Origin of the sequence: Catenuloplanes nepalensis, assembly GCF_030811575.1 — a bacterium.
Taxonomy (GTDB): domain Bacteria; phylum Actinomycetota; class Actinomycetes; order Mycobacteriales; family Micromonosporaceae; genus Catenuloplanes; species Catenuloplanes nepalensis.
Genome location: NZ_JAUSRA010000001.1, coordinates 3,899,745 through 3,924,726 on the forward strand (window position 1 = coordinate 3,899,745; position 24,982 = coordinate 3,924,726).

30 protein-coding genes are annotated in these 24,982 nt (G+C 71.2%); 10 read left to right on the top strand and 20 right to left on the bottom strand.

The genetic code is table 11. From position 1 onward, the window contains the following. Positions 1–41 precede the first annotated feature (41 nt). The 7 genes from J2S43_RS16700 to J2S43_RS16730 all read right to left on the bottom strand — a co-directional run bounded on the left by J2S43_RS16700 (position 42) and on the right by J2S43_RS16730 (position 5,746). Positions 42–1,352: an ABC transporter substrate-binding protein gene (locus tag J2S43_RS16700; protein ID WP_306830175.1), complete on the bottom strand. Its 1,311-nt coding sequence runs from the start codon at positions 1,350–1,352 to the stop codon at positions 42–44. Positions 1,353–1,375: 23 nt separating this feature from the next. Beyond that, a complete protein-coding gene (locus tag J2S43_RS16705; RefSeq protein ID WP_306830177.1) occupies positions 1,376–2,275 on the bottom strand; it encodes a carbohydrate ABC transporter permease in 900 nt (299 codons plus the stop codon). Further along, positions 2,268–3,194 carry a carbohydrate ABC transporter permease gene (locus tag J2S43_RS16710; protein ID WP_306830178.1) on the bottom strand — a complete coding sequence of 309 codons (927 nt, stop codon included), beginning with the start codon at positions 3,192–3,194 and terminating at the stop codon, positions 2,268–2,270. The genes J2S43_RS16705 and J2S43_RS16710 overlap by 8 nt, the downstream gene beginning before the upstream one ends. Positions 3,195–3,616: 422 nt before the next feature. Continuing rightward, positions 3,617–4,039 carry an SMI1/KNR4 family protein gene (locus tag J2S43_RS16715; protein WP_306830180.1) on the bottom strand — a complete coding sequence of 141 codons (423 nt, stop codon included), beginning with the start codon at positions 4,037–4,039 and terminating at the stop codon, positions 3,617–3,619. Between the two features lie 32 nt (positions 4,040–4,071). After that, a complete protein-coding gene (locus J2S43_RS16720) occupies positions 4,072–4,437 on the bottom strand; it encodes a hypothetical protein (protein WP_306839315.1) in 366 nt (121 codons plus the stop codon). A gap of 386 nt (positions 4,438–4,823) precedes the next feature. After that, positions 4,824–5,309: a GNAT family N-acetyltransferase gene (locus tag J2S43_RS16725; RefSeq protein WP_306830182.1), complete on the bottom strand. Its 486-nt coding sequence runs from the start codon at positions 5,307–5,309 to the stop codon at positions 4,824–4,826. A gap of 20 nt (positions 5,310–5,329) precedes the next feature. Next, positions 5,330–5,746: a hypothetical protein gene (locus J2S43_RS16730; RefSeq protein ID WP_306830184.1), complete on the bottom strand. Its 417-nt coding sequence runs from the start codon at positions 5,744–5,746 to the stop codon at positions 5,330–5,332. A 108-nt stretch (positions 5,747–5,854) separates the two neighbouring features. On the opposite strand from J2S43_RS16730, the gene J2S43_RS16735 reads away from it, so the two are divergent. Further along, positions 5,855–6,343 (top strand): SRPBCC family protein, encoded by a 489-nt coding sequence (locus tag J2S43_RS16735; RefSeq protein WP_306830186.1) that lies wholly within the window; start codon positions 5,855–5,857, stop codon positions 6,341–6,343. A gap of 72 nt (positions 6,344–6,415) precedes the next feature. Then, positions 6,416–6,628, top strand: coding sequence for a P-loop NTPase family protein (locus J2S43_RS16740; RefSeq protein WP_306830189.1), 213 nt, complete (start codon positions 6,416–6,418; stop codon positions 6,626–6,628). Between the two features lie 27 nt (positions 6,629–6,655). On the opposite strand, the gene J2S43_RS16745 is transcribed toward J2S43_RS16740, so the two are convergent. Beyond that, positions 6,656–7,216 carry an RICIN domain-containing protein gene (locus tag J2S43_RS16745; RefSeq protein WP_306830191.1) on the bottom strand — a complete coding sequence of 187 codons (561 nt, stop codon included), beginning with the start codon at positions 7,214–7,216 and terminating at the stop codon, positions 6,656–6,658. A 260-nt stretch (positions 7,217–7,476) separates the two neighbouring features. Continuing rightward, positions 7,477–8,502, bottom strand: a complete 1,026-nt coding sequence (locus J2S43_RS16750; RefSeq protein WP_306830193.1) for an NAD(P)-dependent alcohol dehydrogenase — start codon at positions 8,500–8,502, stop codon at positions 7,477–7,479. 92 nt (positions 8,503–8,594) lie between these two features. On the opposite strand from J2S43_RS16750, the gene J2S43_RS16755 reads away from it, so the two are divergent. Then, entirely contained in the window at positions 8,595–9,134 is a 540-nt protein-coding gene (locus tag J2S43_RS16755) for a TetR/AcrR family transcriptional regulator (RefSeq protein WP_306830195.1), read from the top strand. On the opposite strand, the gene J2S43_RS16760 is transcribed toward J2S43_RS16755, so the two are convergent. Next, positions 9,112–9,288: a hypothetical protein gene (locus J2S43_RS16760; RefSeq protein WP_306830197.1), complete on the bottom strand. Its 177-nt coding sequence runs from the start codon at positions 9,286–9,288 to the stop codon at positions 9,112–9,114. The genes J2S43_RS16755 and J2S43_RS16760 overlap by 23 nt on opposite strands. A 108-nt stretch (positions 9,289–9,396) precedes the next feature. Between J2S43_RS16760 and J2S43_RS16765 the strand changes: the two genes are divergently transcribed. Further along, entirely contained in the window at positions 9,397–9,747 is a 351-nt protein-coding gene (locus J2S43_RS16765; protein ID WP_306830199.1) for an Mth938-like domain-containing protein, read from the top strand. A gap of 13 nt (positions 9,748–9,760) precedes the next feature. Here J2S43_RS16765 and J2S43_RS16770 read toward each other — a convergent pair whose 3' ends face one another. Next, complete coding sequence (locus J2S43_RS16770) at positions 9,761–10,723, bottom strand: acetylxylan esterase (RefSeq protein WP_306830200.1); 963 nt, start codon at positions 10,721–10,723, stop codon at positions 9,761–9,763. Then, a complete protein-coding gene (locus tag J2S43_RS16775) occupies positions 10,720–11,715 on the bottom strand; it encodes a LacI family DNA-binding transcriptional regulator (RefSeq protein WP_306830202.1) in 996 nt (331 codons plus the stop codon). Before J2S43_RS16775 ends, J2S43_RS16770 begins: the two co-directional genes overlap by 4 nt. A 187-nt stretch (positions 11,716–11,902) precedes the next feature. Here J2S43_RS16775 and J2S43_RS16780 point away from each other — a divergent pair, with 187 nt between their 5' ends. The 5 genes from J2S43_RS16780 to J2S43_RS16800 all read left to right on the top strand — a co-directional run bounded on the left by J2S43_RS16780 (position 11,903) and on the right by J2S43_RS16800 (position 18,270). Next, the gene (locus J2S43_RS16780) at positions 11,903–12,838 is read left to right on the top strand and encodes an ABC transporter permease (protein WP_306830204.1); all 936 of its coding nucleotides are present in this window, start codon (positions 11,903–11,905) and stop codon (positions 12,836–12,838) included. Positions 12,839–13,023: 185 nt separating this feature from the next. Further along, complete coding sequence (locus tag J2S43_RS16785; RefSeq protein ID WP_306830206.1) at positions 13,024–13,890, top strand: carbohydrate ABC transporter permease; 867 nt, start codon at positions 13,024–13,026, stop codon at positions 13,888–13,890. A gap of 132 nt (positions 13,891–14,022) precedes the next feature. After that, positions 14,023–15,525, top strand: a complete 1,503-nt coding sequence (locus J2S43_RS16790; protein ID WP_306830208.1) for an ABC transporter substrate-binding protein — start codon at positions 14,023–14,025, stop codon at positions 15,523–15,525. 4 nt (positions 15,526–15,529) lie between these two features. Beyond that, on the top strand, positions 15,530–16,267 hold the full coding sequence (locus J2S43_RS16795) for a hypothetical protein (RefSeq protein WP_306830210.1): 738 nt from the start codon (positions 15,530–15,532) through the stop codon (positions 16,265–16,267). Positions 16,268–16,287: 20 nt separating this feature from the next. After that, positions 16,288–18,270, top strand: a complete 1,983-nt coding sequence (locus J2S43_RS16800) for a beta-galactosidase (protein ID WP_306830212.1) — start codon at positions 16,288–16,290, stop codon at positions 18,268–18,270. A gap of 144 nt (positions 18,271–18,414) precedes the next feature. On the opposite strand, the gene J2S43_RS16805 is transcribed toward J2S43_RS16800, so the two are convergent. From J2S43_RS16805 to J2S43_RS16820, 4 genes are read right to left on the bottom strand one after another with little or no spacing between them, the layout of a single operon-like run. Further along, positions 18,415–19,263 (bottom strand): SAM-dependent methyltransferase, encoded by an 849-nt coding sequence (locus J2S43_RS16805; protein ID WP_370881632.1) that lies wholly within the window; start codon positions 19,261–19,263, stop codon positions 18,415–18,417. Continuing rightward, positions 19,220–19,378, bottom strand: coding sequence for a hypothetical protein (locus tag J2S43_RS16810; RefSeq protein WP_306830216.1), 159 nt, complete (start codon positions 19,376–19,378; stop codon positions 19,220–19,222). Before J2S43_RS16810 ends, J2S43_RS16805 begins: the two co-directional genes overlap by 44 nt. Next, complete coding sequence (locus J2S43_RS16815) at positions 19,366–19,497, bottom strand: hypothetical protein (protein ID WP_306830217.1); 132 nt, start codon at positions 19,495–19,497, stop codon at positions 19,366–19,368. The genes J2S43_RS16810 and J2S43_RS16815 overlap by 13 nt, the downstream gene beginning before the upstream one ends. A 7-nt stretch (positions 19,498–19,504) precedes the next feature. Then, positions 19,505–19,963 (bottom strand): MarR family winged helix-turn-helix transcriptional regulator, encoded by a 459-nt coding sequence (locus tag J2S43_RS16820; RefSeq protein WP_306830219.1) that lies wholly within the window; start codon positions 19,961–19,963, stop codon positions 19,505–19,507. A 111-nt stretch (positions 19,964–20,074) separates the two neighbouring features. Between J2S43_RS16820 and J2S43_RS16825 the strand changes: the two genes are divergently transcribed. Then, on the top strand, positions 20,075–21,031 hold the full coding sequence (locus J2S43_RS16825; RefSeq protein WP_306830221.1) for an NmrA family NAD(P)-binding protein: 957 nt from the start codon (positions 20,075–20,077) through the stop codon (positions 21,029–21,031). Positions 21,032–21,158: 127 nt separating this feature from the next. Here the strand turns inward: J2S43_RS16825 and J2S43_RS16830 are convergent, their stop codons facing one another. The 4 genes from J2S43_RS16830 to J2S43_RS16845 all read right to left on the bottom strand — a co-directional run bounded on the left by J2S43_RS16830 (position 21,159) and on the right by J2S43_RS16845 (position 24,974). After that, positions 21,159–21,356: a hypothetical protein gene (locus tag J2S43_RS16830; protein ID WP_306830223.1), complete on the bottom strand. Its 198-nt coding sequence runs from the start codon at positions 21,354–21,356 to the stop codon at positions 21,159–21,161. Between the two features lie 119 nt (positions 21,357–21,475). Next, positions 21,476–21,631, bottom strand: a complete 156-nt coding sequence (locus J2S43_RS16835; protein ID WP_306830225.1) for a hypothetical protein — start codon at positions 21,629–21,631, stop codon at positions 21,476–21,478. Beyond that, on the bottom strand, positions 21,631–22,188 hold the full coding sequence (locus J2S43_RS16840; protein WP_306830227.1) for a GTPase: 558 nt from the start codon (positions 22,186–22,188) through the stop codon (positions 21,631–21,633). Before J2S43_RS16840 ends, J2S43_RS16835 begins: the two co-directional genes overlap by 1 nt. A gap of 11 nt (positions 22,189–22,199) precedes the next feature. After that, on the bottom strand, positions 22,200–24,974 hold the full coding sequence (locus J2S43_RS16845) for an ATP-binding protein (protein ID WP_306830229.1): 2,775 nt from the start codon (positions 24,972–24,974) through the stop codon (positions 22,200–22,202). Positions 24,975–24,982 lie beyond the last annotated feature (8 nt).

The following is a 24,982-nucleotide window of genomic DNA, read 5'->3' on the forward strand; positions in this document are numbered from 1 at the left end:
CGGGCCGGTGCCGAGCGGCACCGGCCCGCTGCGCTGGTGGATCAGGCGGCGTCGATCTCGGTCTGCAGCTCCTTGATGAACGACTCCGCGGCGGCCTGCGGCGTCTTGCGCTCGAACAGGACCTCCTCGGTGTGCCGCTTCAGGATCGCCTCGATGCCGCTGGCGCCGTTCGGCGTGACCCGGGGCGCCGGGCCGACCTTGACCGTGTCGAGGTAGTCCGCGGCGGCCTTGTCGGTGGCGGTGAGCTTCGGCGCGAGCGCGGCCCGGATCGTCGTGTTGCCGGGCACGCCGCGGTCGGTGAGCAGCACGTCCGCGGCCTCCTGCGTGTTGAGCAGGAAGTCGACGAACGCGGCGGCCTCGGCCGGCTGCTTCGACCGGGCGGAGATCGCCCAGTACATGGACGGCTTGTAGTAGGCGCCCGGCGTACCCACCTGGGACTCGCCCGGGATCTGCACCAGCCGCAGGTTCTGGCCGCTGGCCGCCGCGAACGACGTCAGCTGGGTGTTCCACGACGTGCCGATCGCGGTGGCGTTCGTAGCCATGCCGGACTGGTCCAGCGCGGCACCGGCGCGCTCGATCGTGACCGACGCGGCCGGGCCGATGCCGGTCTTCGACAGGTCCAGCAGGTACTGCCAGTACTGGGCGAGCACGGCCGGCGGCGCGGAGACCTTGCCGGACTCGTCGTACAGCGACGCGCCCTGCTGGCGGAGCCAGATGTTGACCGAGCCGGTGTCGAAGCCCCAGAGCTGGACGCCGTTGACCTTGCCGCCGCTGGCCTTGGAGATCTTGTCGCCGACCGTGCGCAGGTCCTCCCAGGACCAGGTCGCGGTGTCCGGCAGCGTGACGTTGTACTGCTTGAGCAGGTCGTCGTTGACGATGAACGAGTACGCGGTGAGGCCGGTCGGGATCGCGTACTGCTTGCCGTCGACCTTGCCGGTGTCCAGCGCGGTCGCCTCGATGTCCGCGGTCTTCAGGTGGGCGGACGCGGTGCCCAGGTCGAGCAGCGCGCCACGCTCGGCGTACGAGGCGAGGTAGAGCTCGTCCATCTGGATGATGTCCGGTGCGTCGTTCGCCGCGACCGTGGTGGCGAGGCTGTCCCAGTAGCCGTTCCAGTCCTTGAACTCGCCCTTGATGGTGATGTTCGGGTACTTGGCCTTGAACAGGTCGATCGCCTGCTGGGTACGCTTGTGCCGCGCGTCCGAGCCCCACCAGGTGAAGCGGAGCGTGACCGGGTCCGTGGAGAGTTCCCCGCCCGCGTCACCGCCGCCGCCACCGCAGGCGGCGAGCGCCGTGGATGCGCCGACCGCACCGGCGATCGAGAGAACCGTACGCCGGGATATGCCGTTGGTCATCGAATGTGCCCTTTCGATGGTGGTTACTTGATACCGGTGGTGGCGATGCCCTTGATCAGGTATCGCTGGCCGATCAGGAAGGCGAGGAAGATCGGCAGGAGGGAGACCACGCTCATCGCGAACATGGAGCCCCACGACGTGGCGACCGTGGCGTCCACGAACGAGCGCAGCGCGACCGGCACCGTGTACATCTCCGGGTCGGTCAGGTAGATCAGCTGCGAGAAGAAGTCGTTCCACGTCCAGATGAACGTGAAGATCGTGGTGGTGGCCAGCGCCGGCAGCATCAGCGGCAGGATGACCTGCAGGAAGATGCGCGGGTGGCCGGCGCCGTCGATGCGGGCCGCCTCGTCCAGCTCGCGCGGCAGGCCGCGGATGAACTGGACCATCAGGAACACGAAGAACGCGTCCGTGGCCAGCAGTTTCGGCACGACCAGCGGCAGGAACGTGTTCACCCAGCCGAGGTTCGAGAAGATGATGTACTGCGGGACGATCAGCACGTGGATCGGCAGCATGATCGTCACCAGCATGATGGCGAACCACCACTTCTTGCCGGTGAACTCCAAGCGGGCGAACGCGTACGCCGCCATCGAGCAGGAGACCAGGTTGCCGATGATGCAGCCGAGCACCACGATCGCGGAGTTCAGCATGTAGTGGCCGAACGGCGAGGCGAGCGCGTTCCACCCGTCGGTGTAGTTGGAGACCTCGAAGCTGTCCAGCACCAGGCCGGGCGAGCGGAAGATCTCGTTGTTCGGCCGCAGTGAGCTGACCACCATCCAGATGACCGGATAGAGCATCACGATCGCGAACGCGATCAGCGTGGCGTGCTTGAGCGTGGACTTGAGCCAGCCCGGCAGCACGAACCTCGGCGGCGGCGGGTCGTCCTGGGTGGCGACCGGGATCGGGCGCGCCTTGAGGTCAGTCATCGTAGAACACCCATCGCTTGGCGGCCCAGAAGTTGATCGCGGTGAACCCGGCGATGATCAGCAGGAGCAGCCAGGCGAGCGCCGAGGCGTACCCCATGTCGAATCTGGCGAAGCCGCGCTCGTAGAGGAAGAGCGTGTAGAACAGCGTCGAGTCCGACGGTCCGCCGGTGCCGCCCGAGACGACGAACGCCTGGGTGAACGACTGGAACGCGTGGATGATCTGCAGGACCAGGTTGAAGAAGATGATCGGCGACAGCAGCGGCACGGTGATCTTCTTGAACTGCGTCCACTTGCTCGCGCCGTCCACGGACGCGGCCTCGTAGTACATCACCGGGATCTGACGCAGGCCGGCCAGGAAGATCACCATCGGTGCGCCGAACGTCCAGACGTTCAGGACGATCAGCGTCGACAGCGCCGTGTCCGGGTCGGAGATCCAGCCCCGGCCGGTGATGCCGAAGACGCCGAGCAGCTGATTGAGCAGTCCCTCAGCACCGAAGATCTGCTTCCACAACACCGCGATCGCGACGCTGGAGCCGAGCAGCGACGGCAGGTAAAACGCGGAGCGGTAGAACGGCAGGCCGCGCAACCCTCGGTCGAGCAGGATGGCCAGCGCGAGCGCGGCCAGCAGTTGCAGCGGCACGGAGACGAACACATAGATGAAGGTCACGCCGAGCGACCTGTGCAGGCGCTCGTCGGTGAACATGCGGGAGATGTTCTCGACGCCGTTGAACTCCGGCGGCTGGATCAGGTTGTAGTCGGTGAAGCTGAGCCCCAGCGAGGCCACGATCGGGCCGGCCGTGATCAGCAGAAGCCCCGCGAACCACGGCAGCAGGAACAGGAAGGCGGCCTTGTCGTCCCGCTTTCGCGGCGGGCCGCCCTTGGAGGCGCCGAGCCGTTGGAGCTCGCCGAGAGCACTCACACGACCCTCCTTCACATGAGCAGTCACTGGTAACGCGCAGTCCCCCCGAACCGGGGTGCCTCCGGCAAGGGGGATCTTTCGGGTCGAAAGCATCAAAGGGGGAAAGCGCTTTCCGCAGTCTGCATCGATGCTGTGACGCGCGTCAAGTGTTTCGCGGGGATGACAATGGATCGTTTCAGAGGCACGTGGCCGCGTCAGGCTCGCCGGCGATCGATGTTGTTCTTTAAACCATTCAACGGGTACGGCGGGCGCTCCGAACAGCGGGAAAGCGCGTGCCCATTCCGGACTTCTCCGACGGATGCCGCGAGCATCGGGCTGCCTCCTTCGCCCGCGGGTCGCGGGCCGGGGTGCCCTCCGGTCCGCGACCCTTGGAAAACGTATTCCGCAGTCTGCTCACGTGGGTCAGACGCGTCAAGGTCCGGTTACGGCCAGATCACCAGCCCGCGTCTCCCGCCCGAGCCTGTCATGCCGTCCACCCACCGCGCCACCGCCACCACGGCTGCAAAACGGCATCGAAGGCAGGCCGGCACAAGGCTGTCCAGGCGAGGGCAGTCAACCGGCGACCGCGAGAGCAGAACCAGGCCCCGCGGCAACTCCCACTCGTCGATCAGGTAGGCGGTGTCCAGGATGCTCAGGCCGTCGCCGTCGGCGCCGATCCCCATCAGATGGTCGAACGGCACCTCGTCCGGCGACCACGAGTTCGGCGCCGCCGGGCAGGCACTCCGCTCGTCGACCACGACGCCGCCGTTCTGCACCCGCAGCAGGTCGAGCAGGGCAGCCGGCAGCGTCACGCCGAGACGCGACTCCGCGTCGGCGATCATCGCGTCGGTGAGCGGCGGGAACACGCCGGCGGTGTGGCCGGTGTCCCAGAACGGAGTCAGAACGACGACACCACCTCGATCGGGCCCACGATGTGGGTGTTGAACTCGGGCAGGTCGGCCGCGGGGATCCACAGCTCGGCGATCTCCCGGCCGCCGGCCTGGCGGCTCGGGTAGCGGCGGGCGACGTCCGTGGCCACCCGGAAGCGGGTGACGTGGCCGGAGCCGGAGGCGGCCACGTTCCACTCGGCGGCGATCCGGGCCGCGTAGGCCTCGTTGAGCACCGGGTAGAAGATCGGCTGGTCCGGGAGGCGGGGCGGGAAGGCCGCGTAACCCGACTGAGCGATCAGGTCGAGTTCGGCCGGGCCGACCGGGCGCCAGAGCGTGGTGGTGCCGTCCGGGTTCTCGGTGCGGCCGCCGAGCAGCCGGCCGGCCAGCGCGCTGACCGCGGGGTCAGCCGACGGTTCGAGAGACGAGACGAAGACGGCGATCAGTTCGTCGGAGCCGCGCAGCCAGCGCCAGGCGCCGAGGTTCGGGTGCGGCACCGCGGTACACGCCTCGGCCGGAGCCAGCAACTCCAGCGCCCGGTCGAGTGTGGCGGAGTCCAGCGGGTAGGACGCGTTGCCGGAGGCGTGGCCGAGCAGGGTGGCGAGGATGACCGCGGGCAGCAGGCCGTCGCCGACGTTGATACGTGCGAAGTCGCCGCCGGGCAGCAGGATCGCGTGCGCCATCGGCGGCGCGTAACCGTCGATCGCCTCCTCGAACCGCCGCCGCGCCGCGCCGATCTCCTCGACGGTCTCCCACCTGACGATCATGCCGACACCGTAATCCAGTAGCGCCGGACCACGTCCGGGACGCCCTCGAGGACGCCGCCGTGGCGTTCGATCAGCCGTGCAGAGGCCTCGTTGTCGACGAGGCAGACCATCAGCACCCGGTCGAGGCCGACCTCGCGCGCGTGCGCCAGCATCTCGTCCAGCGCCCAGCCTCCGACGCCGCGCCGGCGCGCGGACGGCCGGATCCCGTACCCGATGTGGCCCATGGCGGCGGCGGAGCCGCTGAGCGAATGACGCAGCGCGATGCCGCCCAGCACATCGGAGCCGTCGACGATCCACCGGTACGTACAGCGGTCCGCCCCGGCCTCCAGCCGTGCGACGAAGGCGGCGAACCCGGCGACGGTCGCCGGGCGGTCGGTCGGCAGCAGCCCGAAGCCGTCCTCGTGCGCCCCCGGCCCCCACTCGCGATGCGCGGCCAGCCACGCGGCGTGCAGCGCGGTCGTGGGTGCGATCAGCTCCGGCATGGGGCGACGATAGCGGGCGGTCAGTCGCTGCCCACGGACATCTCGATGTCGGCGACGGCGGAGCCGACCGCGAAGCAGAGGCCGCCGATCAGGCCGCCGATCAGCGCGGCGCCGAGCGTGGCGGAGGCGTCGTTGCCGACGATGTTGAGCAGCAGCGGCAGGACCAGCAGCACGACGGTGTTGACGACCGCGGCGCACAGGCCCCACAGCGACTGCCGCATCACGAACTGGGCCGGGGACGGCCACGGCAGGATGCGCAGGGACAGGTTGTAGGCGGCCTCGACGCCGCTGTTGACGAAGCCGACGACCAGCGCGGCCGCGAGCCACGCCCATGCCGACCCGAACGTCAGATCGTCCGCCACCGCGGCCACCACCAGCACCGACAGCGCGGGAAGCACGGAGGCGGGGACGATCGCGATTCTCGCGCGCCAGCTCACGAGCGGAAGTCTCGCAGCGCCGGGCGACTCTCAGCCAGCGTTCACCTGAACAGCCGGCGTCGCGCCGTTAGCGCGGGAAGTCGGTCGGATGAACCGGATAATGGACCGATGCCCGTGGTGGAGGCCAGTATCTCCGTACCCGTACCGCCGGACGTCGCCTTCGCGGTTTCGCAGACGGTCGCGCCGGTGCGCAATCGCTGGGATCCGTTCGTGCGCCGGCAGCACTTGCTCGGCGGCGCGACCCGGCCGGGCAGGGGCGTGCGCACGTTCACCCGGTCCCGGCACGGGCTGAGCATGGTCAGCGAGTACGTGTCGTTCGCACCGCCGACGAACGTGGGCATGAAGATGGTGCGCGGGCCGTGGTTCTTCGAGATGTTCGCGGGCGGCTGGCGGTTCGCGCCGGCGCCCGGGGAGCCGGGACACACGGTGGCGACCTGGCGCTACAGCTTCCGCTGCCGCCCGGTCTGGCTTCGCCCGATCGCGGACCGGATCGGCATCTGGCTGCTGACCAGGGACATCAACAAACGCATCCGAGGGTACGCGCGGGGCTGCGCCGATCCGGTCGTGCTGGAGGCGGCGCGCGCGTCCCTTCACTGAGGCCTGTTCACCGACGCGAGCCGACGCCTATTCAGCGGCGCGTTCCGAGGCCAGCCGACCGCCGCGCTCGGCGTGAAGGAGTCGAACCAGGTGCTCGCGCTGGTCGAACGGCTGCGCGAGCGAGGCCTGGCCGTGGTTTTGATCAGCCACAACATGCCGCACGTGTGGCAGGTGGCCGACCGCATCCACATCCAGCGCCTCGCCCGCCGCGCCGCCGTGGTCACGCCGTCCTCGCACTCGATGGCCGACGGCGTGGCCATCATGACCGGAGCCGCCACGGCCTGACCCACAGCGCTCCGGGCCGCGTGCGAACTATCCCCGGAGCGGCTCGGTCTGCCACTCGGCGGACGCGCCCGGCCAGTCCGCGGTCTGCGTGGTGTACGGCGCCGAGTACTCGTCGTAGGCCCGCAGCCACGCGTCGCCGCCCTGGCCGCTGACGCGCCAGGTCGGGCTCTCCCAGTCGGCCTTGGTTCCCCGGAACACCTGGAACCCGGCCTCGTCCGTGCACGGTCGGAGCCCCAGCCGGGCGTTCTCCGGCGCGTCCTCGCCGATCAGTTCCAGACAGTCGTCCTTGGCGTCCCGCACCTTGAAGTACAGGCGGCCGGCCCAGTCCTCGGAGAGCTCCTCGACGTGCCAGGTCTGACCCCACGAGGTGCCGCAGGGCCGGACGCGGATCACGGTCCCACCGTTGTCGTGGTCGTAGACGGCCGTGAGGCAGCCGCCATCCGGCCCGATGTCGTTGAGCCCGACGTTCTTGATGTGGACCGGATCGGCGTCGCCGCCCATGCCGGACGCGTGGGCGGCCGTTCCGGGCAGGACCATCGCCGCGAGAGCCCCGGCGATGACCACGGCGTTACGTGCCTTGATGCGCATGAATTTCCCCCATGTCGGGCCGGTCGTCTGCTCGACCGGCGGTTCGCGGACAGCCTGTCACCGGCGATCACCACACCGTGGAGGATCACGGAAAATGCGCACTCAAACGGGTGATCCAAGACCACCCCCTACGGGCGCAGTCCCCACCCACCGACGCCGAAGAACGCACACACCGCGGGCCGCGGCCGGAGCGGGCGAGCCGCGTGAGGGCTCACCCGCGTACCGTGGCGGGATTTTCCGGGTTCGGCCGGGTCGGGTGATCAGCGCTTGAGGTCGATCACGAAGCGGTACTTGATGTCGTTCGCCGCGAGGCGTTCCAGCGCGCGGTCGATGTCGGCGGTGCCGATCAGCTCGATGTCGGCCGTGATGCCGTGCGTGGCGGCGAACTCGAGCATCTCGCGCGTGTCCCGGGTGCCGCCCGCACCCGCGCCGGCGATCGACTTGCGGCCGACCGCCATCGCGAACGGCGCGACGTCGAGCGTGCCCGGCAGGCCGACCGTGACCAGCGTGCCGTCCGTCTTCAGGGCCTGCACCAGCGGCGTCATCGGGTGCACCGCGGGCACGGTGTCGATGATCAGGTCGAAGCGGTTCCGCGGCTGCTCCGGGTCGCCGGCGAGGACCACGTCGTGCGCGCCCAGCCGGCGTGCGTCCGCGGCCTTCGCGGCGGAGGTGGTGAACGCGGTCACGTGCGCGCCCATCGCCCGCGCGAACTTCAGCCCGAGGTGGCCGAGACCGCCGATGCCGACGATCCCGACGGTCGTGCCGGGGCCGGCGCCCCAGTGCCGCAGCGGCGCGAAGACCGTGCTGCCCGCGCAGAGCAGCGGTGCGGCCGAGGCCGGGTCGAGGCCGTCCGGCAGCCGGTAGACGTAGCGCTCGTCCGTGACGACCCGGTCCGCCCAGCCGCCCCGGGTGACGCCGTCGCCGTGCCGGTCCTCGGCGCCGTAGGTGGCGGTCGCGATGGTCAGGCACAACGTTTCATCGCCGGCCAGGCAGGGCGGGCAGGTGCGGCATGAGTCGACGATCGGGCCGACCGCGACCAGGTCACCGCGCGCGTGGGTGGTGACCTCCGGCCCGATCTCGGTCACCCGGCCGACCAGTTCGTGGCCGGGAACGACCGGGAAGTGCCGCCCCCACGGCCCGATGTGGTGCAGGTCGGTGTGGCAGACGCCGCAGTAGAGCACGTCGATGCGCACGTCGTGCGGGCGCACGTCGCGCTGCTGGTAGCTCCATGGCGTGATCTTCGCGCCGCGCTCCAGCGCCGCGAAGGCGTTGACGGTGGTGGACATGGTTCTGCCTCCTTGGTAACCAACTGGTTGGCTACCTTAGGCGCGACAGCCCGTCTGTGGCAACTAACTAGTTACCTACTACACTTGCGGCCATGCCCGGAGACGCCGCCAGCACCCGACGCCGGATCCTCGACGCCGCGACGGCCGAGTTCGCCGCGTTCGGGATCGCCGGCGCCCGCGTCGACCGCATCGCGGCCGCGTCCGGCGCCAACAAGGCGATGATCTACAAGTACTTCGGTAACAAGGACCAGCTCTTCGACGCGGTCTTCGACACCATCGTGGTGCAGACCATGGACGACGTCCCGATCACCGGCGACGACCTGCCCGGCTACGCCGCCCGCATGTGGGACTGGCATCGCCGCCGCCCCGAGCTGCTCCGCGTCGCCCACTGGGACCGCCTCGAACGCGACGCGGCCGGCATGACCGCCGACGTCGTGCGCAAGGCCACCGCGGACAAGACCGAGGCGATCGCGACCGCCCAGCGCCACGGCCTCGTCGACGACGCGCTCCAGGCCGCCACGCTGCTCACGATGATCCTCGAACTCAGCCGCACCGGCCTCGACGCGCCCGGCACCCACCGCGCCGCGATCGAGACCGCGGTCCGCCGCCTCACCACGCCACAGAGCTCCTAGAAACCCAAAGTTCGACGGCGGACCGGTCGACGTTCCGGTCGTAGTAGTCGGCGGCGAACTCCGCGTACCGGTCGATGATGTCGGCGCGGAGGATCTCGAGCATCGCGGTGCCGTCGGGGTCGGTGTCGTACGGCCCGCGCGAGGGCGGGAACACGATGCCGGGCCCGGCGTGCCAGAGGTCGTCCCCGGCCTGCCGCCAGAGCGGACGATATCCTCTCCGACTGTACGGAACGGGTCGGGACGGTGGGGGTGGGCGGGGCTGATGCTGGTGTCGGTCGAGTGGGGGGTCGTGCGCGTGGACGGGCACGGCGAGTTCAAGGACGCCAAGATCTTCCCGGGTGGTGTGCGGGAGTGGGACTGGTCCGAGACCGGCACCCGGCACCGGCCCGGCGTGCAGCCGGAGGACGTCGAGGAGCTGCTGGATCACGGCGCCACCACGATCATCCTGTCGACCGGCATGGACGAGGCGCTTCAGGTGCCGGACGCCACGATCGAGCACCTGGACGAGCAGGGCGTGGACGTGCACGTACTGGAGACCCGCGCGGCCGTGGCGCTCTACAACGAGCTGTCACCGCACCGGCCGGTCGGCGCGCTGATCCACTCCACCTGCTGAGCGGCCGGGCCGGTCAGCCCGCCGGTTCCGGGGGCATGCGGGTGGTGAGCCACTCCAGTTGGTGGGCGACGTGGAAGGCGTCGCCGCCCTCGTGGCCGTTGAACGGGTAGGCGTGGATCTCCTTGTCGGTGCGCGGGCCGCCGTAGGCGTTGAAGGCCGCGTACGTGCTGGTGGGTGGGCAGACGTTGTCGCGCAGGCCGGTGCCGAAGCAGGCCTGCGCGGTGGCCTGGGCGGCGAACGTGACGCCGTCCATGTAGGACAGCGTGTCGTAGGCGGCGGGCGTCAGGTCACGCCGCACGGCGAGATAAGCGGATATCTCCGCGTACGGCGACGTATCCACGGAGGACAGGCAGTTGTGGATGTCGCACAGGAACGGCGCGGTGACCAGCAGCGCGGCCAGGTCCGGGAGCAGGCCGGCCACGGCCAGCGCGAGCCCGCCGCCCTGACTGTTGCCGAGCGCGGCCACCCGGGCCGGGTCCACGCCGGGCAGCGCGCGCACCGCGAGCACGGCCCGCACCGCGTCGGTGATCAGGCGCCGGTAGTAGTAGGTGTCCGGTGAGCCGATCCCCCAGGTGACCGGCCATGGCGCGTCCGGGACCGCGCCCGGGTCCGGCGTGTCACCGCCGTTGCCGTAGCGGCCACCCGCGCCGCGCACGTCCATGAGCAGATGGGCATAGCCGGCGTTGACCCAGGTCAGCCGCTCGTGCGGGAAGCCGCGCCCGCGGCCGTAGCCGGGGAATTCGACGACGGCGGGAAGCACCACGTCCTCGACGAATGACGGCCGGGAGTACCAGGCGCGGACCGGGTGGCCGCCGAAGCCGGCGAACGACACGTCGAACGTGGAGATCAGGCGCAGCCGGGTCGGTACCGGTTCGACGGAGAGCAGGACCGGGCCGGGGCGGCGCAGCGACGAGGCCCAGAACAGGTCGAAGTCCGGCGGGACCGGGACGTCCGGCGAGTAGTTCTCGATGTTCACGGGGGTGGTGCCGTGGTCTCGCGCAGCACCAGGCCGGTGACGAAGTCGATGCGGTCGGCCGGGACCGGGACGCCGCGGGCCAGGTCGAGCAGCATGCGGGTGGCGGCGCCGGCCATCTCCCGGAGCGGCTGGTTGACGGTGGTGAGCGCGGGCCCGGTCCACGCGGCCATCGGCAGGTCGTCGTAGCCGATCACGGACAGGTCGCGTGGGACGCTGAGGCCGAGGCGGCCGGCGGCGCGGAGCACGCCCATCGCCTGCATGTCGGAGCCGGCGAAGATCGCGGTGGGGCGGTCCGCGCGATCGAGGAGCCGCAGGCCGACGGCCAGCCCGGCGTCGGCGGTGAAGTCGCCGTAGCGGACCAGGTCGGGGTCGACCGGCAGCTCGGCGGATTCGTGGGCGAAGCGGTAGCCGGCGACGCGGGCCTGGCTGCAGAGCACGTCGCGGGGGCCGGTGACGACCGCGATCCGGCGGTGGCCGAGCTCGATGAGGTGGCGGGTGGCGAGCAGGCCGCCGTTCCAGTTGTTCGCGCCGACCGTGGGGACGCGGGCCGAGGTGGCGCTGTCGTTGTCCACGATGACCAGTGGGATGCCGCGGCGGGCGAGCTGGCGGTGCTGTGCGTCGGCGACCGCGCAGAGCACCATGATGATGCCGAGTGGGCGGCGGGACAGCAGCCGGTCGATGCGGGCACGGTCGGGGCGGTGGTGGCCGTCGAGGTGGGAGACGACGACCGGGGTGCCGTCCGGGCCGGCGACCGCGCTGACGCCGCGCAGGATCTCCATCGCCCAGACCGAGTCGAGTTCGTGGAAGACCAGGTCGATGTGGCCGGCGGCGCGGCGGGCGGTGCGGCGCTGATATTGGTGGCGGCGCAGGCTGTCCTCGACGCGTTCGCGGGTGGCCGCGGCGACGTCGGCGTGGCCGTTGAGCACCTTGGAGACGGTGGTGATGGAGACGCCGACCTCCTCCGCGATGAACGCGATGGTCGGTGGGGTCATTGAAACCCGCACCGGAAGTTTCGGCGACGATCCAAAGCCATGATCAACCCCAAGAGCCATCGACGGTACGGGTAAAGCCTGTCTACACCCGGAACGCCCGGATATCGAGACCTTGACATAGTTCGATGCCGCGCCTAAATTCCGGGCTGATATACCGGTGTCGATACCGAAAGTTTCGGAGGGGCGGATGGTCACGCTGACGAAGGCGCCGCCCACGGCCCCGGCCGTGCCACCGAGGCGAGCGAGACGGCCGCTGCGCCGGGACTGGCAGTTGTACTCGCTCGCCGTACTCCCGCTGCTGTTCTTCGCGGTCTTCCGGTACGCGCCGATGATCGGCAACGTGATCGCGTTCCGGCGGTTCCGGCCGGGCGGCAACGTGTTCGGCGACGACTGGGTGGGCCTGCGCTACGTGCGGATGTTCCTGGCCGACCCGACGTTCTGGCAGGTCTTCACGAACACGCTGGTCATCGGCGTGCTCACGCTGATCGTCTGCTTCCCGCTGCCGATCGTGCTGGCGCTGCTGATCAACGAGGTGCGGATCAAGCACCTCAAGCGGTTCGTGCAGTCGGTGTCGTACCTGCCCCACTTCCTGTCGGTGGTGATCGTCGCGGGCATGGTCGGCCAGCTGCTCTCGGTGGACGGCACGATCAACGCGCTCGCCGGGACGGAGATCCCGTTCCTGCAGCGCCCGGAGTGGTTCCGGACGATCTACGTCTCCTCGGAGGCGTGGCAGACCGTCGGCTGGGGCACGATCCTCTACCTGGCGGCGCTGACCACGCTGGACGAGGATCTCTACGACGCCGCGAAGATCGACGGCGCCGGGCGGTTGCGGCAGACCTGGCACGTGACGCTGCCCGGCATCCGCCCGACGATGATCACGCTGCTGATCCTGAACATCGGCACGTTCATGGCGGTCGGCTTCGAGAAGATCCTGCTGCTCTACAACCCGCTGACCTACCCGACCGCGGACGTCATAGCCACCTATCTCTACCGGCTCGGCGTGGTCAGCGGAAACTTCTCCTACGGCGCCGCGATCGGGCTGTTCGAGGCGGTCATCGGGCTGATCCTGGTCTTCTCGGCCAACACCATCTCCCGCCGCACGGTCGGAACAAGCCTGTGGTAACCGGCCGGTCGACACCCCCGCCGCACGGTCGGAACAAGCCTGTGGTGACCGGCCGGTCGACACCCCCGCCGCACGGACGGAACAAGCCTGTGGTGACCGGCCGGTCGACACCCCCGCCGCACGGACGGAACAAGCCTGTGGTAACCGGCCGGTCGACACCCCCGCCGCACGGACGGAGCAGGCCGGTGACCTCGACCGGGCGCAGGGTCTTCAACGTGATCAACGCGGTCGTCCTGACCGGCGTCGTGGTGATCACGCTCTACCCGTTCCTGAACATCGTGGCGCGGTCGCTGTCCAGCGAGGACGAGATCCTCGCCGGGCGGGTGATGCTGCTGCCGCGCGGGTTCGACCTCACCACGTACCGCCTGGTGATGTCCGATGATCTGTTCTGGACCAACTATCGCAATACGGTGATCTACACCGTGGTCGCCACGATCATCTCGATCGTGCTGACCACCTGCTACGCGTATGTGCTGTCCAAACACCAGCTGCGCGGGCGCGGGGTGCTGGTCGGGATCGCGGTCTTCACCATGTTCTTCTCCGGCGGGCTGATCCCGAACTACGTGCTGATCAGCGGGCTGGGCCTGCGGAACACGCTGTGGGCCGTGGTGCTGCCGAACGCGATCAACGTGTTCAACCTGCTGGTGATGAAGGCGTTCTTCGAGAGCCTGCCGGTCGAGCTGGAGGAGCAGGCCGCGGTCGACGGGCTCGGCACCTACGGCATCCTGCTACGGATCGTGCTGCCGCTGTCGAAGGCGATCGTCGCCACGATGGTGCTGTTCTACGCGGTCGCCTACTGGAACTCGTGGTTCACCGCGTTCCTCTACCTGGACCGGGCCGAACTGTTCCCGGTCACCGTCTACCTGCGGAACCTGATCGCGGGCGCGACGGACGCCACCTCCACCGGCAGCGTCGACACGGACGTGGCGCAGGTCGCGGCCAACATCAAGGCCGTGACCATGGTGCTGACGGTCGTGCCGATCCTGGCGGTCTACCCCTTCGTCCAGCGCTACTTCGTCTCCGGGGTCATGCTCGGCGCCGTCAAAGGCTGAGAGGTCTCATCCATGAAAAAACACGGTCCTACAAGCAAACGTTGTGTCGCGGCCGCTCTGGCCATAACCCTTCTCCCCGCCTGCGGATCGTCGGAGCAGGACGCGAACCTCGACCGGAACCGGGCCGGCGCGATGGCGGACTACGCCATCGGCGCCCAGTTCAAGGCCACCGAGCCGATCACGTTCGACATGCTCTACAGCGACCACACGAACTACCCGATCAAGAACGACTGGCTGTTCTGGCAGGAACTGACGAAGCGCACCAACGTCACGATCACGCCGTCGGTCGTGCCGGCCAGCGACTACAACCAGAAGCGTGGCCTGGTGGTCAGTGCGGGCGACCCGCCGTTCATCATCCCGAAGGTCTACGCCGGGCATGAGGCGCCGTTCGTCGCGTCCGGGGCGGTGCTGCCGGTCAGCGACTACCTCGACCTGATGCCGCACTTCAAGCAGAAGGCCGATAAATGGGACATGTGGCCTCAGCTGGACCGGCAGCGGCAGGAGGACGGCAAGTTCTACATCCTGCCCGGCATGCACGAGAAGGTCTGGCAGGACTACTCGCTCGCGGTCCGCACCGACGTGATGCAGGAGCTGAACCTGCCGACGCCGAAGACCTGGGACGAGCTGCACACCACGCTCAAGGCGATGAAGGCGCGGTACCCGGACGCGTACCCGTTCTCCGACCGGTTCGCCGTCCCGAACCCGGGCGGCAACCTGCTCAACATGATCTCCACGGCGTACGGGACGACCGGCGGCTGGGGCTACTTCAACACCACCTGGGACGCGGACACGCAGCAGTTCGTGCTGACCGGCGCGATGCCGGAGTACAAGGCGATGGTCACCTACCTGCACACGCTGGTCGCGGAAGGGCTGCTCGACCCGGAGAGCTTCACGCAGAACGACGACCAGGCCAAGCAGAAGCTCGCCGCCGGCAAGACGCTGGTGATCAGCAGCAACGCACAGAACCTGGTCAACGACTACCGGCCGCTGCTCAAGGACGGCGCCACGATGGCGAAGATCCCGTTCCTGGCCGGACCGGCCGGCGAGGTCACCGGCTACACCCGCCTGGAGAGCGGCCTGATGATCTCGTCGAAGGCGCGGGAGAGCGAGAACTTCGTCGCGCTGATGCAGTTCATCGACTGGCTGTTCTACTCCGACGCCGGCCAGGAGTTCGCGAAGTGGGGTGTCGAGGGCGTCACGTTCACCAAGGACGCGGCCGGCAAGCGCACGCTGGCACCGGACGTCGACTTCGTCGGCCTGAACCCGGGTGCGCCCAAGCACCTGCAGAAGGACTTCGGCTTCCAGGGCGGCAACTTCTCCTACGGCGGCAGCACGGAGCTGCTGCACTCCATGTTCACCACGGAGGAGCAGGCGTTCCAGGCCGCGATCGCGCACAAGACGCCGATCCCGGTGCCGCCGCCCGCGCCGCTGACCGATGAGGAGCGGGAGCAGGCCACGCTCTGGGACACGCCGCTGAAGGACTTCGTCACCCAGCAGACGCTGCAGTTCATCCTGGGCCAGCGCGACCTGGGCGAATGGGACGCCTACGTCGCGGAGCTCAACGCGAAGAACGGGCCGGCGCTGGTCGACCTGACGAACAAGGCCAGGACCCGCTACGCGGATCAGAACAAATAGCACCATGCGGGTACGTTCGCCGGCGCCGATCCTCGACTCGGCACTCGCCCGCGCCGCCGCACTCGTGCACCGGTTGCTGGCGGTCGGGGCGTGGACGCTCGTGGCCTGCTCCCCCACCGTCGCCGCCGGGCTCGCGCTCGGCGGCGACGTGACCAACGTTCCGCTGCTGGGCGTGGCCGCGCTGCCGGTCGGCCCGGCGGTCGCGGCCGCGCTGTCCGCGCTCGCCGCGCACCGGCCGGACCTGGCCGATCTGCACCCGGCCGCGGACTTCCGGCGCGGGTACCGGCTCGTGTTCGGCCGGGCGGTGCGGCTCTGGGCCCCGTTCCTGGCACTGCTCACGATTGTGGCGATCAACCTGACGCACCTGGACGTGGCCGGCGTGCCGGGCTGGTGGGCGGTGCCGCTCGCGCTGATCGGCGTGACCGCGTGCCTGTGGGTCGCGGTCGCGCTGACACTCGTCGCGCTGTCCCCCGGGCCCGTGCCCGCCGACGCGGCCGAGCCCGTGCCCGCCGACGCGGCCGAGCCCGTGCCCGCCGGTGCGGCCGAGCCCGCGTCCGTGATCGCGCGGCGGGCCGCGCGCCTGCTGATGGCCCGGCCCGGTGTGACGCTCGCGGTGGCGTGGCTGCTGGTCGTGGCCGCGGGCGTCACGCTCGCCTGGTCCGAGGCCGCGCTGCTGATCGCGGCACCGCTGCTGCTGTTCGCATTACTGGAGATCGTCCGGCGCGGCCACAACGTTCGCTGACAGCTGCGGTGGGGAGAGTGATGAGGATCCTGTTCGGTGGCGACTACAACCCGGAGCAGTGGCCGGAGGAGGTGTGGAAGGACGACTACCGGCTCTTCGACCTCGCGGAGATCAACACGGTCACGCTGGGCGTGTTCACCTGGGGCCTGACCCAGCCGGCCGAGGACGTCTACGACTTCACCGTGCTCGACGCCGTGGTGGCGCGCGCGGTCGCGGAGGACCGCACGGTCTGCCTCGCCACCGGCACCGGCGCGCACCCGGCCTGGATGGCCCGCGCCTATCCCGAGGTGACGCGGGTCGACTTCGAGGGGCGCAAGCACGCGTTCGGCGCCCGGCACAACTCCTGCCCGTCCTCCCCCGCGTTCCGCCGGTTCTCCGCCGAGGTCGCCGGCCGGATCGCGGAGCGCTACGCAGACGTGGTCACCGCCTGGCACGTCGGCAACGAGTACGGCGGCGCCTGCTACTGCCCGCTGTGCGCTGCTGAGTTCCGGGGCTGGCTGCGCGCACGCTACGGCAGCCTGGGCGCGCTCAACGACGCCTGGTACACCCGGTTCTGGTCGCACACGTTCGGCGACTGGGACGAGATCGAGCCGCCGAGCGCGCTGACCGAGCACTGGCGCGGGCCGGATCACACCGCGTTCCAGGGCATCACGCTGGACTACCTGCGGTTCATGTCGGACGCGATGCTGGCGAACTTCCGCGACGAGAAGACCGCGATCCGGCGGCACTCCGGCGCGCCGGTGACCACGAACCTGATGGGGATGTACAAGCCGGTCGACTACCACCGGTGGGCCGCCGACCTGGACTTCGCCAGCTGGGACAACTATCCGCCGGACGATGCCTCGCACGCGCGGATGGCGTTCACGCACGACCTGATGCGCGGGCTGAAGAACGGCGAGCCGTTCTGGCTGATGGAGCAGACGCCGTCGATCACCGCGTCCCGGGCGGTCAACCCGGTCAAGCGGCCCGGCGTGATGCGGTCGTGGAGCTGGCAGGCGGTCGCGCACGGCGCGGACGCGGTGCTGTTCTTCCAGATGCGGGCCGGGCGGGGCGCGTGCGAGAAGTACCACGGCGCGGTCATCGGGCACTCCGGGCGGGACGACACGCGCGTGTTCCGGGAGGTCGCGGCGCTCGGCGCTGAGCTGCGCGACCTCGGTGACCTGACGATCGGGGCGCGCACGCCGGCCCGGGTCGCGCTGCTGTTCGACTGGGACAGCTGGTGGACGCTGGAGATGACGGACGGGCTGAACCGGCACCTGCGCTACCAGGAGATCGTGCTCGCCTATCACCGGGCGGTCTGGGAGGCGGGCGCGGACCTGGACGTGCTGCCGGTGACCGCGGACCTCGGCGGCTACGACGTGGTGCTCGCGCCCGCGCTGCACGTGCTCAAGGACGGGACGGCGGAGCGGCTGGCCGAGGTGGCGGCGCGCGGCGGGACCGTGATCACCACGTTCCTGGCCGGGCTGTGCGACGCGCACGCCCGGGCGTACCTCGGTGATCCGCCGTTGACCTCGCTGCTGGGCGTGCGGGTGGACGAGTGGGACTCGCGCGAGCCCGCGGTCGTCAACCCGGTGACGCTGGCGGACGGCACGACCGTGGCCGCGCGACTGCACTTCGACCTGGTCACGCCGTTGACCGCGGCCGTGGAGGGGACCTACGGCGTGGACTTCTACGCCGGGACGCCCGCGGTGACCCGCAACGAGTACGGCGGCGGCGAGGCCTGGTACGTCGGCACCGTGCTGGAGCAGGTGGGCGTGGACCGGGTGGTGCGGCGCGTGCTCGACCGGCACGGCCTGACCGGTCCGTACGCGGACGTGCCGGAGGTCGAGACGGCCGTGCGGGTGACCGCGGGCGGCGTACCGCTGATGTTCCTTCTGAATCACCGCGACGCACCGGTGGAGATCATCGCGGACCGGGACGCCACGGATCTGCTCACCGGCACGCCGGTCGCACACGGCGCAACGATCCGGCTCGCCCCGCGCGACGTGCTGATCCTGCGCTGATCGCTGCACGGAGAGGGTTGTTCAGCGCGTTGCGCGCCGACGGCGCCGGCCTGCGGCGACACGGTGTCGGCTCGGCCCCGCTGAACAAGCCTGAGAGATCGAGGCGACGCCTCGGTCGCGGGTTGGTGCGTGGCGCTCGCCGGGTCAGCGCTTGATGGCGAGGCCGCCGGTCATCTGGACGTGGACGTCGTCGGTGGCCGGGTCGACGCCCGGCTCCGGCCGCCAGCGGTGCACCGGCACGACGCCCGGCTCCAGCAGCTCCAGCCCGCGGAACAGGCCGCGCACCTCGTCGTCCGTGCGGGGCTTCGCCGGGATGCCGCGCGCCCTGTAACTCGCGGCCGCGCCCACCGCCTGGAGGCTGTTGGCCGTGACCGTGGAGATCGCGAGTGCGCTGCCGGCCGGGACCGCGGCGACCAGCTCGTCGATGATCGCGTGCGCCTCCGCCTCGTCCGTGACGAACTGCAGCACCGCTATCAGGCTGATCGCGACCGGCTCGCCGAGGTCCAGCGTGTCCCGCAGCCGCGCCGACCCGAGAATCGCCGGCACGTCCCGCAGGTCCGCGTCGATATAAGCCGTGGCCCCGGCGTCGTGCGAGGTCAGCAGCGCGCGGGCGTGCGCGAGCACCAGCGGGTCGTTGTCCACGTAGACGATCCGGGACTCCGGCGCGATCTCCTGCACCACCTCATGCAGGTTCGGCGAGGTCGGCAGCCCGGTCCCGATGTCCAGGAACTGGCGGATGCCGTGCTCCCGGGCCAGGTGCCGGGCGATGCGGACCATGTAGTCCCGGTTGGCCCGCATGGAGATCGGCAGGCTCGGCGACTTCTGCAGGATCGCCTCGGCCGCCTTGCGGTCGGCCTCGAAGTTGTCCTTCCCGCCCAGCAGGAAGTCGTAGATGCGGGCGGAGTGGGCAACATCCGTGTTCAGCTCAAGCGGCGGCACGCCCGTCAATCTACTCGCTGACGGTCGCGCGTGGACAGGCGGATTCGTCGTCATCGTCGGTCACTGCCGGTGATGTCCGTGCGTTCTGTCCTACCGGCACAGTAGCGTGCGGCGCCATGGAGACGGCGGTGCGGACGCCCGCGCCGCCGAAGGCGATCAGGTCGGCCACGGTACGGTGGTGTTCCAGCCCTGCGCGGTGCCGAGGCCGGCCCGCGGCGACCGCGTGGGACCGAAGCCGCCGCTGCCGGTGGCGATCGCCGTGCGGAGACCGTCCCCGGCGGTGCGCACCGGCGCCTCAGCAGCGCGCGTCGGGCCCCTCGTCGGCCAGGCGCTTCCAGATCGCGTGCAGCTGTTCCAGCTCGGCGGGTTCGAGGCGGGCGAGGAAGAGCGCCCGCACGTCCTCGAGGTGGCTGCGGCGCGCGCGCCCGAGCCGTTCCCGGCCCGCGGGCGTGATCACCGCGTTGAGTCCGCGCCCGTCCATGGCGGACCGCTGCCGGACGATCAGGCCCTGTTTCTCCAGGCGGTCGGCCATCCGGGTGAAGCCGCCGGTGGACATCAGCCGACGGGCGGCGAGGTCGGACATGCGCACGCCCTCGTCGCCGGCGGCCTCCAGCGCGGCCAGCACGTCGTACTCCGCCATCGTGACGCCGGTCGGCGCGAGCCTCGACTCCAGCGTCCGCCAGAGTCGCGTGTGCGTGTTGAGAAAGCCACCCCAGGCCGCCTCTTCCAGGTCGGAGAGGCGCTCGTCGGTCATGGCTGCACTCTAACGGTCGCATCGCTGTGGTCCAGGTCGCCTTGGCGACGCCGCCCGGACCACATATAGTTGCCTGCGCAGGCAACTACAGGTACGGAGAGTGAAACAGTCATGACTGTTGTTCTGGTGGCGGGTGCGACCGGCAGCCTCGGCAGCCTGATCGTGAAGAACCTGCTGGAGCGCGGCGCGACCGTGCGCGCCCTGGTGCGGCCGTCCTCCGCGGACGGTGGCACACGGTTGCGGGACGTGGCCGGGCACCCGCGCCTGTCACTGCGGGTCGGCGACCTCACCGACGGCGCGGCCGCGCTGGCGCCACACCTCGAGAGCGTGGAGGTGGTGGTCTCCGCGGTCCAGGGCGGCCCCGAGGTGATCATCGACGGCCAGACCGAGCTGCTCAGGGCCGCCGAGCGGGCCGGCGTACACCGCATGATCCCGTCCGACTTCTCGATCAACCTCTGGGGGTACGGCTACGGCGTCAACATCCTGTCCGACCTGCGCCGGACGTTCGCCGAGGCGTTCCGGACCAGCCCGGTGGCGCGTACCTCGGTGGCGATCGGCGCGTTCCCGGAGTACTTCCTCGGTCCGTTCCACGAAGTGCTCGACCCGGCGGCCGGTACGTTCTCGATCTGGGGCGACGGCACCCGAAAGATCGACATCACCACGATCCCGGACGCCGCCGCCTTCACCGCCGCGATCGCGCTCGACCCGATGACCGCAGGCCGGGACGTGCACGTGGTCGGCCGGCAGCTGTCCCTGCTGGAGCTGCGCAACGAGGTCGAGGCCGCGACCGGGCGCCGGTGGGCGCTGGTTCGCAAGGGCTCGCTGGACGACCTGCAGACCGAGATCGTCCGCCGCCAGTTCGCCGCGACCAACCCGTTCGCCTACGTGGCGCTGCAATACCAGACCGGCATGTACGGCGGCTCCGCCTCGCTGACCGACGTCCGCAACGCCGACTACCCCGACGTGGTCCCGGCCTCGGTGGCGGAGTACCTGGCCGGCCCCGGCGCCGCCCACTTCGCCGTGCCGGAGAGCGCGGTGGACCGCGACGACTGGCCGGCCACGGTCTGAACCCCGCCCATCAGGCCGGGGTGCGCAGGCCGGCGAGCAGCGTGCCGGTTGAAGCCGGGCGGTCCCGGCCCACCCGGCCGGATGGCGCGGACAGCTCCCGTCCGCCCGGCCGGATCGGGCCGGATGGTCAGGCGTAGGCGAGGCGGAGCCAGGCCCAGAGGGGTTCGAGGTCGTCGCGGGCCTTGAGAAAGATCAGGTAGAGGGTGCTGCGCAGCCAGTCGCTGAACGCGTCCGGGGTGGCCAGGATGCGGGTCCGGGCGGCGGGATTCTCGCGGTCGAGCGCGTTGATGATGTCCCGGCGGTCCTGGTCGTCGACATCGCTCATCGGTGACCGGCCAGGCGGGCGCAGATGATCAGCAGGACCGGGCCGGGCCTGATCGTCCGCACCGCTCACCGGCCGCGGCTGATCAGCAGCACCCGGCCAGGTCCGGTCGTCCGCCTCCCTCATCGGTGGCCTGCGCGGCGGGCGCGGCTGATCAGCAGCACCAGGTCGGGCTCGCGGCAGCAGCCGGCGCGGGCCAGCGGGACGGGCAGGCCGGGCGTCCGGCGGCGCGGGCGGGCGCGGAACAGGCAGATCGCGGGCGGGGCGGGCAGCTCCATCATCTCTCCTCGAAGATCTCGCGGTGCAGCCGGTCGAGGTTCCAGCCGGCCTCGACGGAGTACGGGACGACCCGGGTGCGGTCCACGGTGGTCCAGGTGAACGGGATGATGCCGGCGCCGGCGTCGGCCAGGCACCGGCCGACCAGGTCGGCGGCGCGCGGGTCGTCGGCCGTGTCCGGCAGGCCGGGCAGCCGGGTGTCGAACGCGCCGACCGCGAGCACCAGCCGGGTGCCCGTGGCCACGAACCGGGCGTGGTCGCGCCAGAACCGCTGGTCCTGCTGGTAGGCGCGGGTGTTCGCCCGGGTGATCCAGACGATCACGTCCGCGTGCGGCAGCCAGCGGCGGTGGTGTGCGCGCTCGCCGGGGTCGGCGGCGGGCAGGTCGACGATCAGCCAGGGGCGGCCGCCGCCGGGCCGCCTCCGGTGCGCGGACGGCCCGGTGGTGCACTCGTGCAGCGGGTCGGTGTCCAGGCCGAGCGCGAACAGCCGGTTCAGGGTCGAGCTCTTGCCGGCGCCGCGTCTCCCCAGGAAGACCGCGGTGGGGAGGGAACGTCGCATGCCATAGAGGTCTACCGGTGCCGGCGGCCGGGCACATCCCCTCGATCCGCGTCCGCGACCCCCTCGGCGATCGCCTCGGCCAGCACCGCGTCCACGTCCTCGACCGGCTGGATCTCGAGTTTGACGTGGCGGATCGCGCGCATCATGTTCTCGATGCTCTTCGGTTTGTAGTGCATGGCGGCGCCGATCGCCGCGTGCGTCGCGCCGTCCAGGTGCAGCCGGATCGCGCGGCGTTCGTGCGCGCCGAGCCCGTGCCCGGCCGGGCGCCCGACCGGCAGGTTCACCGCGGCGGCGAGTGCCCGTGCCTGCGCCTCGTACGCACCGGCGCCGCGGAACGCGTACAGCGCCCGGCCGAGGAAGCGTTCCGCGGCCCGGCGGCGGCCGAGCACGTCCAGGATGCGCGCCGCGACCACCCGGATCCGGCCGGCCTCGATCGGCAGGCCGACCCGTTCGGCGGCCCGCAGCGCGTCGAAGATCAGGTCCCGCGCGCGTTCCGGCCGGCCGGCCGCGAGCGCGATCTGCGCCTCGACCCGGTCCGCGGCCATCAGCGCGGACGTGCGGCCCAGGTGGTCGTAGCGGGCCCGGAACGCGGCCAGTTCGGCCGTGGCCTCGTCGAGCCGGCCGAGGCGGCTGAGCGCGTCCGCGCGCAGGGGCCCGTAGAGGTGGGTGCCGGGTTCGCCGACGTCGAGCACGGCGGCGAGGTCGTCGGCCGCGGTGAGCAGCGCGCCCGGGTCGTCGCGGGCCTGGGCGAGCGCGGCCAGGCCGCCGGCGAAGTAGGCGCGGCCGATCCGGGTGACCGCGGTGTTCCCGGACGAGCGGACCAGCTCCTCCGCGATCCGCCAGTCGCCGCGGGCCGCGTGCGGGTACGCCCGCAGCGCCCGGACCAGCGCGAAGTCCCAGAACCGGCCGTTGGCCTCGGCGTCGTCCGCGGCCCACTGCGCCAGGTGCACGGCCGCGTCCAGGTCACCGCGCCGGAACTCGGTCTCGGCCAGGTAGGCCAGCGCCTGCCCGATCCGCAGCGACTCGCCGCGGGTGGCGCGCTGCACCGCGTCGGTCAGGTCGCGGCGGGCCGCGTCCAGGTCGTCGGTCCAGAGGTGGATCATGCCGCGGGCGACGAGCGCGTCCAGGCCGGACGCGCGCACCAGCGCGGTCGAGCTGGCCAGCGCCGCGAGGGCCTCCGGGCCGCGGCCGGTCATGGCGAGGCCGACGCTGCGGGCGAACCAGGCGAACGTGAGCACGGACGGGTCGCGCGGGTGCAGCGCGAGCGCCCGGTCGGCGTACGACACGGTCTCGTCGTGCCGCAGTTCGACGATGCCGAGGATGGCGATCTGCCCGCAGATGCGCGCCTCCAGGTCAGCTGGGGCCTCATCGTCCATCTCGGCCAGCGCGGTCTGGAAGCCGGAGCGGACCGCGGCCAGGTCACCGGAGATCATCAGCAGGTAGCTGCGCACGTACGCGCGCCACGGCGTGGCCGGCAGCTCGTCGAGCGCGTCCAGGTAGCGGACCGCGGTGGCGATCTCGCCGGAGACGAGCAGCAGCTCAACCGCTTCCAGCAGCCGGGCCGCGCGGTGCGGGCTGTCGCGCGGGGTCAGTTCCAGCGCCTGGGTGAGGAACTGCGCGGCGCGCTGCGGGCGGCCCTCGCGCAGCGCGACGCCGGCCACCCGGGCGACCGCCTCGGCGAGGTTCTCGTCCGGGCCGTCGCTGGCGGCGACGCGGTGCCAGACCGTGTCCCGGTCGCCGAGCCTGGCGGCGGCGCGGTGCAGTGCGCCGCGCCGGTCGGCGGGCAGCCGGGCGTAGGCGGCGTCGCGGACCAGCGTGGTGACGAACCGCAGTCGGCGGCCGGCGCTGCCGGGTTCCTCGTCGAGCAGCCCGGCCTCGATCCCGGTCGCGAGCGCGGCCCGGACGTCCGTGCCGGACAGTTCGCGCAGGTCCGCGACGCTGAACCGGCGGCCCAGCACGGCCGCCGTCATGATCACGTCGCGGACGTCGGGCGGCAGGTCGGCGAGGCCGGCCGCGACCGCGCGGGCCACGTCCGGCGGCGCGTCCAGCGGGCCGATCGCGGCGGTGAGCGTGGCCGGGTCGTAGCGGTCGATCAGGTGGGCCGCGTGCACCGGGTGGCCGCCGGTGATCTCGTGCAGCCGGACCGCGGCCGCGGTGGGCAGCGGCCGTTCGCGCGCGTGCGCGACGCGCATCAGGTCCTCGACGCTCAGCCCGCCGAGCGTGATCTCGTCGGTCCGGGCGGGGTCGAACTCGTCGACCCAGGTCTGCGGGCGGTCCGGGTCGGCGTCCGGGCCGGTCAGCCGCCAGGCCGGGTCGGTGCCGGCCTGGTAGGCCAGCAGGATCAGCAGCGGGTGCCGGGTGACCCGGCCGGCCGCGTGCCGCAGCGCGGTCAGCGAGGGCACGTCGATGCGGTGCGCGTCGTCGAGGAACAGGATCAGGCCGCCGGCACGTGTGAGCAGCCCGGCCACGGTCGTGGCGACCAGGAACGGGTCCGCGGTCTCGGCCGGCGGGCCGGCCGTCTCGCCGTGCGCGGCGAACTCGCGCAGGATCGCGCCGAGCACGGCCCAGGGTTGCACGAAACCGGCCCGGTCCGCGCTGACCCGGATGATCGTCGGTGCGCCGTCCGTCGTGGCCAGCACCTGCCGGACCAGCGCGGTCTTGCCGATGCCGGCCGGCCCGTGCACCGCGGCCAGCCGGGCCCCGCCGCCGTCCCGGGCCGACTGCCACGCTCGGCGGAGGATTTCGGTCTCGGCCGATCTGCCGACGAAGTCGAGGCGCTGCGTCATCAGGGCGG

Bases quoted from the DNA above. Each gene is read 5' to 3' on its own strand.
- J2S43_RS16700 (WP_306830175.1), bottom strand. From the start codon at position 1,352: ATGACCAACGGCATATCCCGGCGTACGGTTCTCTCGATCGCCGGTGCG.
- J2S43_RS16705 (WP_306830177.1), bottom strand. From the start codon at position 2,275: ATGACTGACCTCAAGGCGCGCCCGATCCCGGTCGCCACCCAGGACGAC.
- J2S43_RS16725 (WP_306830182.1), bottom strand. From the start codon at position 5,309: ATGCCGGAGCTGATCGCACCCACGACCGCGCTGCACGCCGCGTGGCTG.
- J2S43_RS16735 (WP_306830186.1), top strand. From the start codon at position 5,855: ATGCCCGTGGTGGAGGCCAGTATCTCCGTACCCGTACCGCCGGACGTC.
- J2S43_RS16745 (WP_306830191.1), bottom strand. From the start codon at position 7,216: ATGCGCATCAAGGCACGTAACGCCGTGGTCATCGCCGGGGCTCTCGCG.
- J2S43_RS16750 (WP_306830193.1), bottom strand. From the start codon at position 8,502: ATGTCCACCACCGTCAACGCCTTCGCGGCGCTGGAGCGCGGCGCGAAG.
- J2S43_RS16755 (WP_306830195.1), top strand. From the start codon at position 8,595: ATGCCCGGAGACGCCGCCAGCACCCGACGCCGGATCCTCGACGCCGCG.
- J2S43_RS16765 (WP_306830199.1), top strand. From the start codon at position 9,397: ATGCTGGTGTCGGTCGAGTGGGGGGTCGTGCGCGTGGACGGGCACGGC.
- J2S43_RS16775 (WP_306830202.1), bottom strand. From the start codon at position 11,715: ATGACCCCACCGACCATCGCGTTCATCGCGGAGGAGGTCGGCGTCTCC.
- J2S43_RS16780 (WP_306830204.1), top strand. From the start codon at position 11,903: ATGGTCACGCTGACGAAGGCGCCGCCCACGGCCCCGGCCGTGCCACCG.
- J2S43_RS16790 (WP_306830208.1), top strand. From the start codon at position 14,023: ATGGCGGACTACGCCATCGGCGCCCAGTTCAAGGCCACCGAGCCGATC.
- J2S43_RS16795 (WP_306830210.1), top strand. From the start codon at position 15,530: ATGCGGGTACGTTCGCCGGCGCCGATCCTCGACTCGGCACTCGCCCGC.
- J2S43_RS16800 (WP_306830212.1), top strand. From the start codon at position 16,288: ATGAGGATCCTGTTCGGTGGCGACTACAACCCGGAGCAGTGGCCGGAG.
- J2S43_RS16805 (WP_370881632.1), bottom strand. From the start codon at position 19,263: ATGACGACGAATCCGCCTGTCCACGCGCGACCGTCAGCGAGTAGATTG.
- J2S43_RS16820 (WP_306830219.1), bottom strand. From the start codon at position 19,963: ATGACCGACGAGCGCCTCTCCGACCTGGAAGAGGCGGCCTGGGGTGGC.
- J2S43_RS16825 (WP_306830221.1), top strand. From the start codon at position 20,075: ATGACTGTTGTTCTGGTGGCGGGTGCGACCGGCAGCCTCGGCAGCCTG.
- J2S43_RS16830 (WP_306830223.1), bottom strand. From the start codon at position 21,356: ATGAGCGATGTCGACGACCAGGACCGCCGGGACATCATCAACGCGCTC.
- J2S43_RS16835 (WP_306830225.1), bottom strand. From the start codon at position 21,631: ATGGAGCTGCCCGCCCCGCCCGCGATCTGCCTGTTCCGCGCCCGCCCG.
- J2S43_RS16840 (WP_306830227.1), bottom strand. From the start codon at position 22,188: ATGCGACGTTCCCTCCCCACCGCGGTCTTCCTGGGGAGACGCGGCGCC.
- J2S43_RS16845 (WP_306830229.1), bottom strand. From the start codon at position 24,974: ATGACGCAGCGCCTCGACTTCGTCGGCAGATCGGCCGAGACCGAAATC.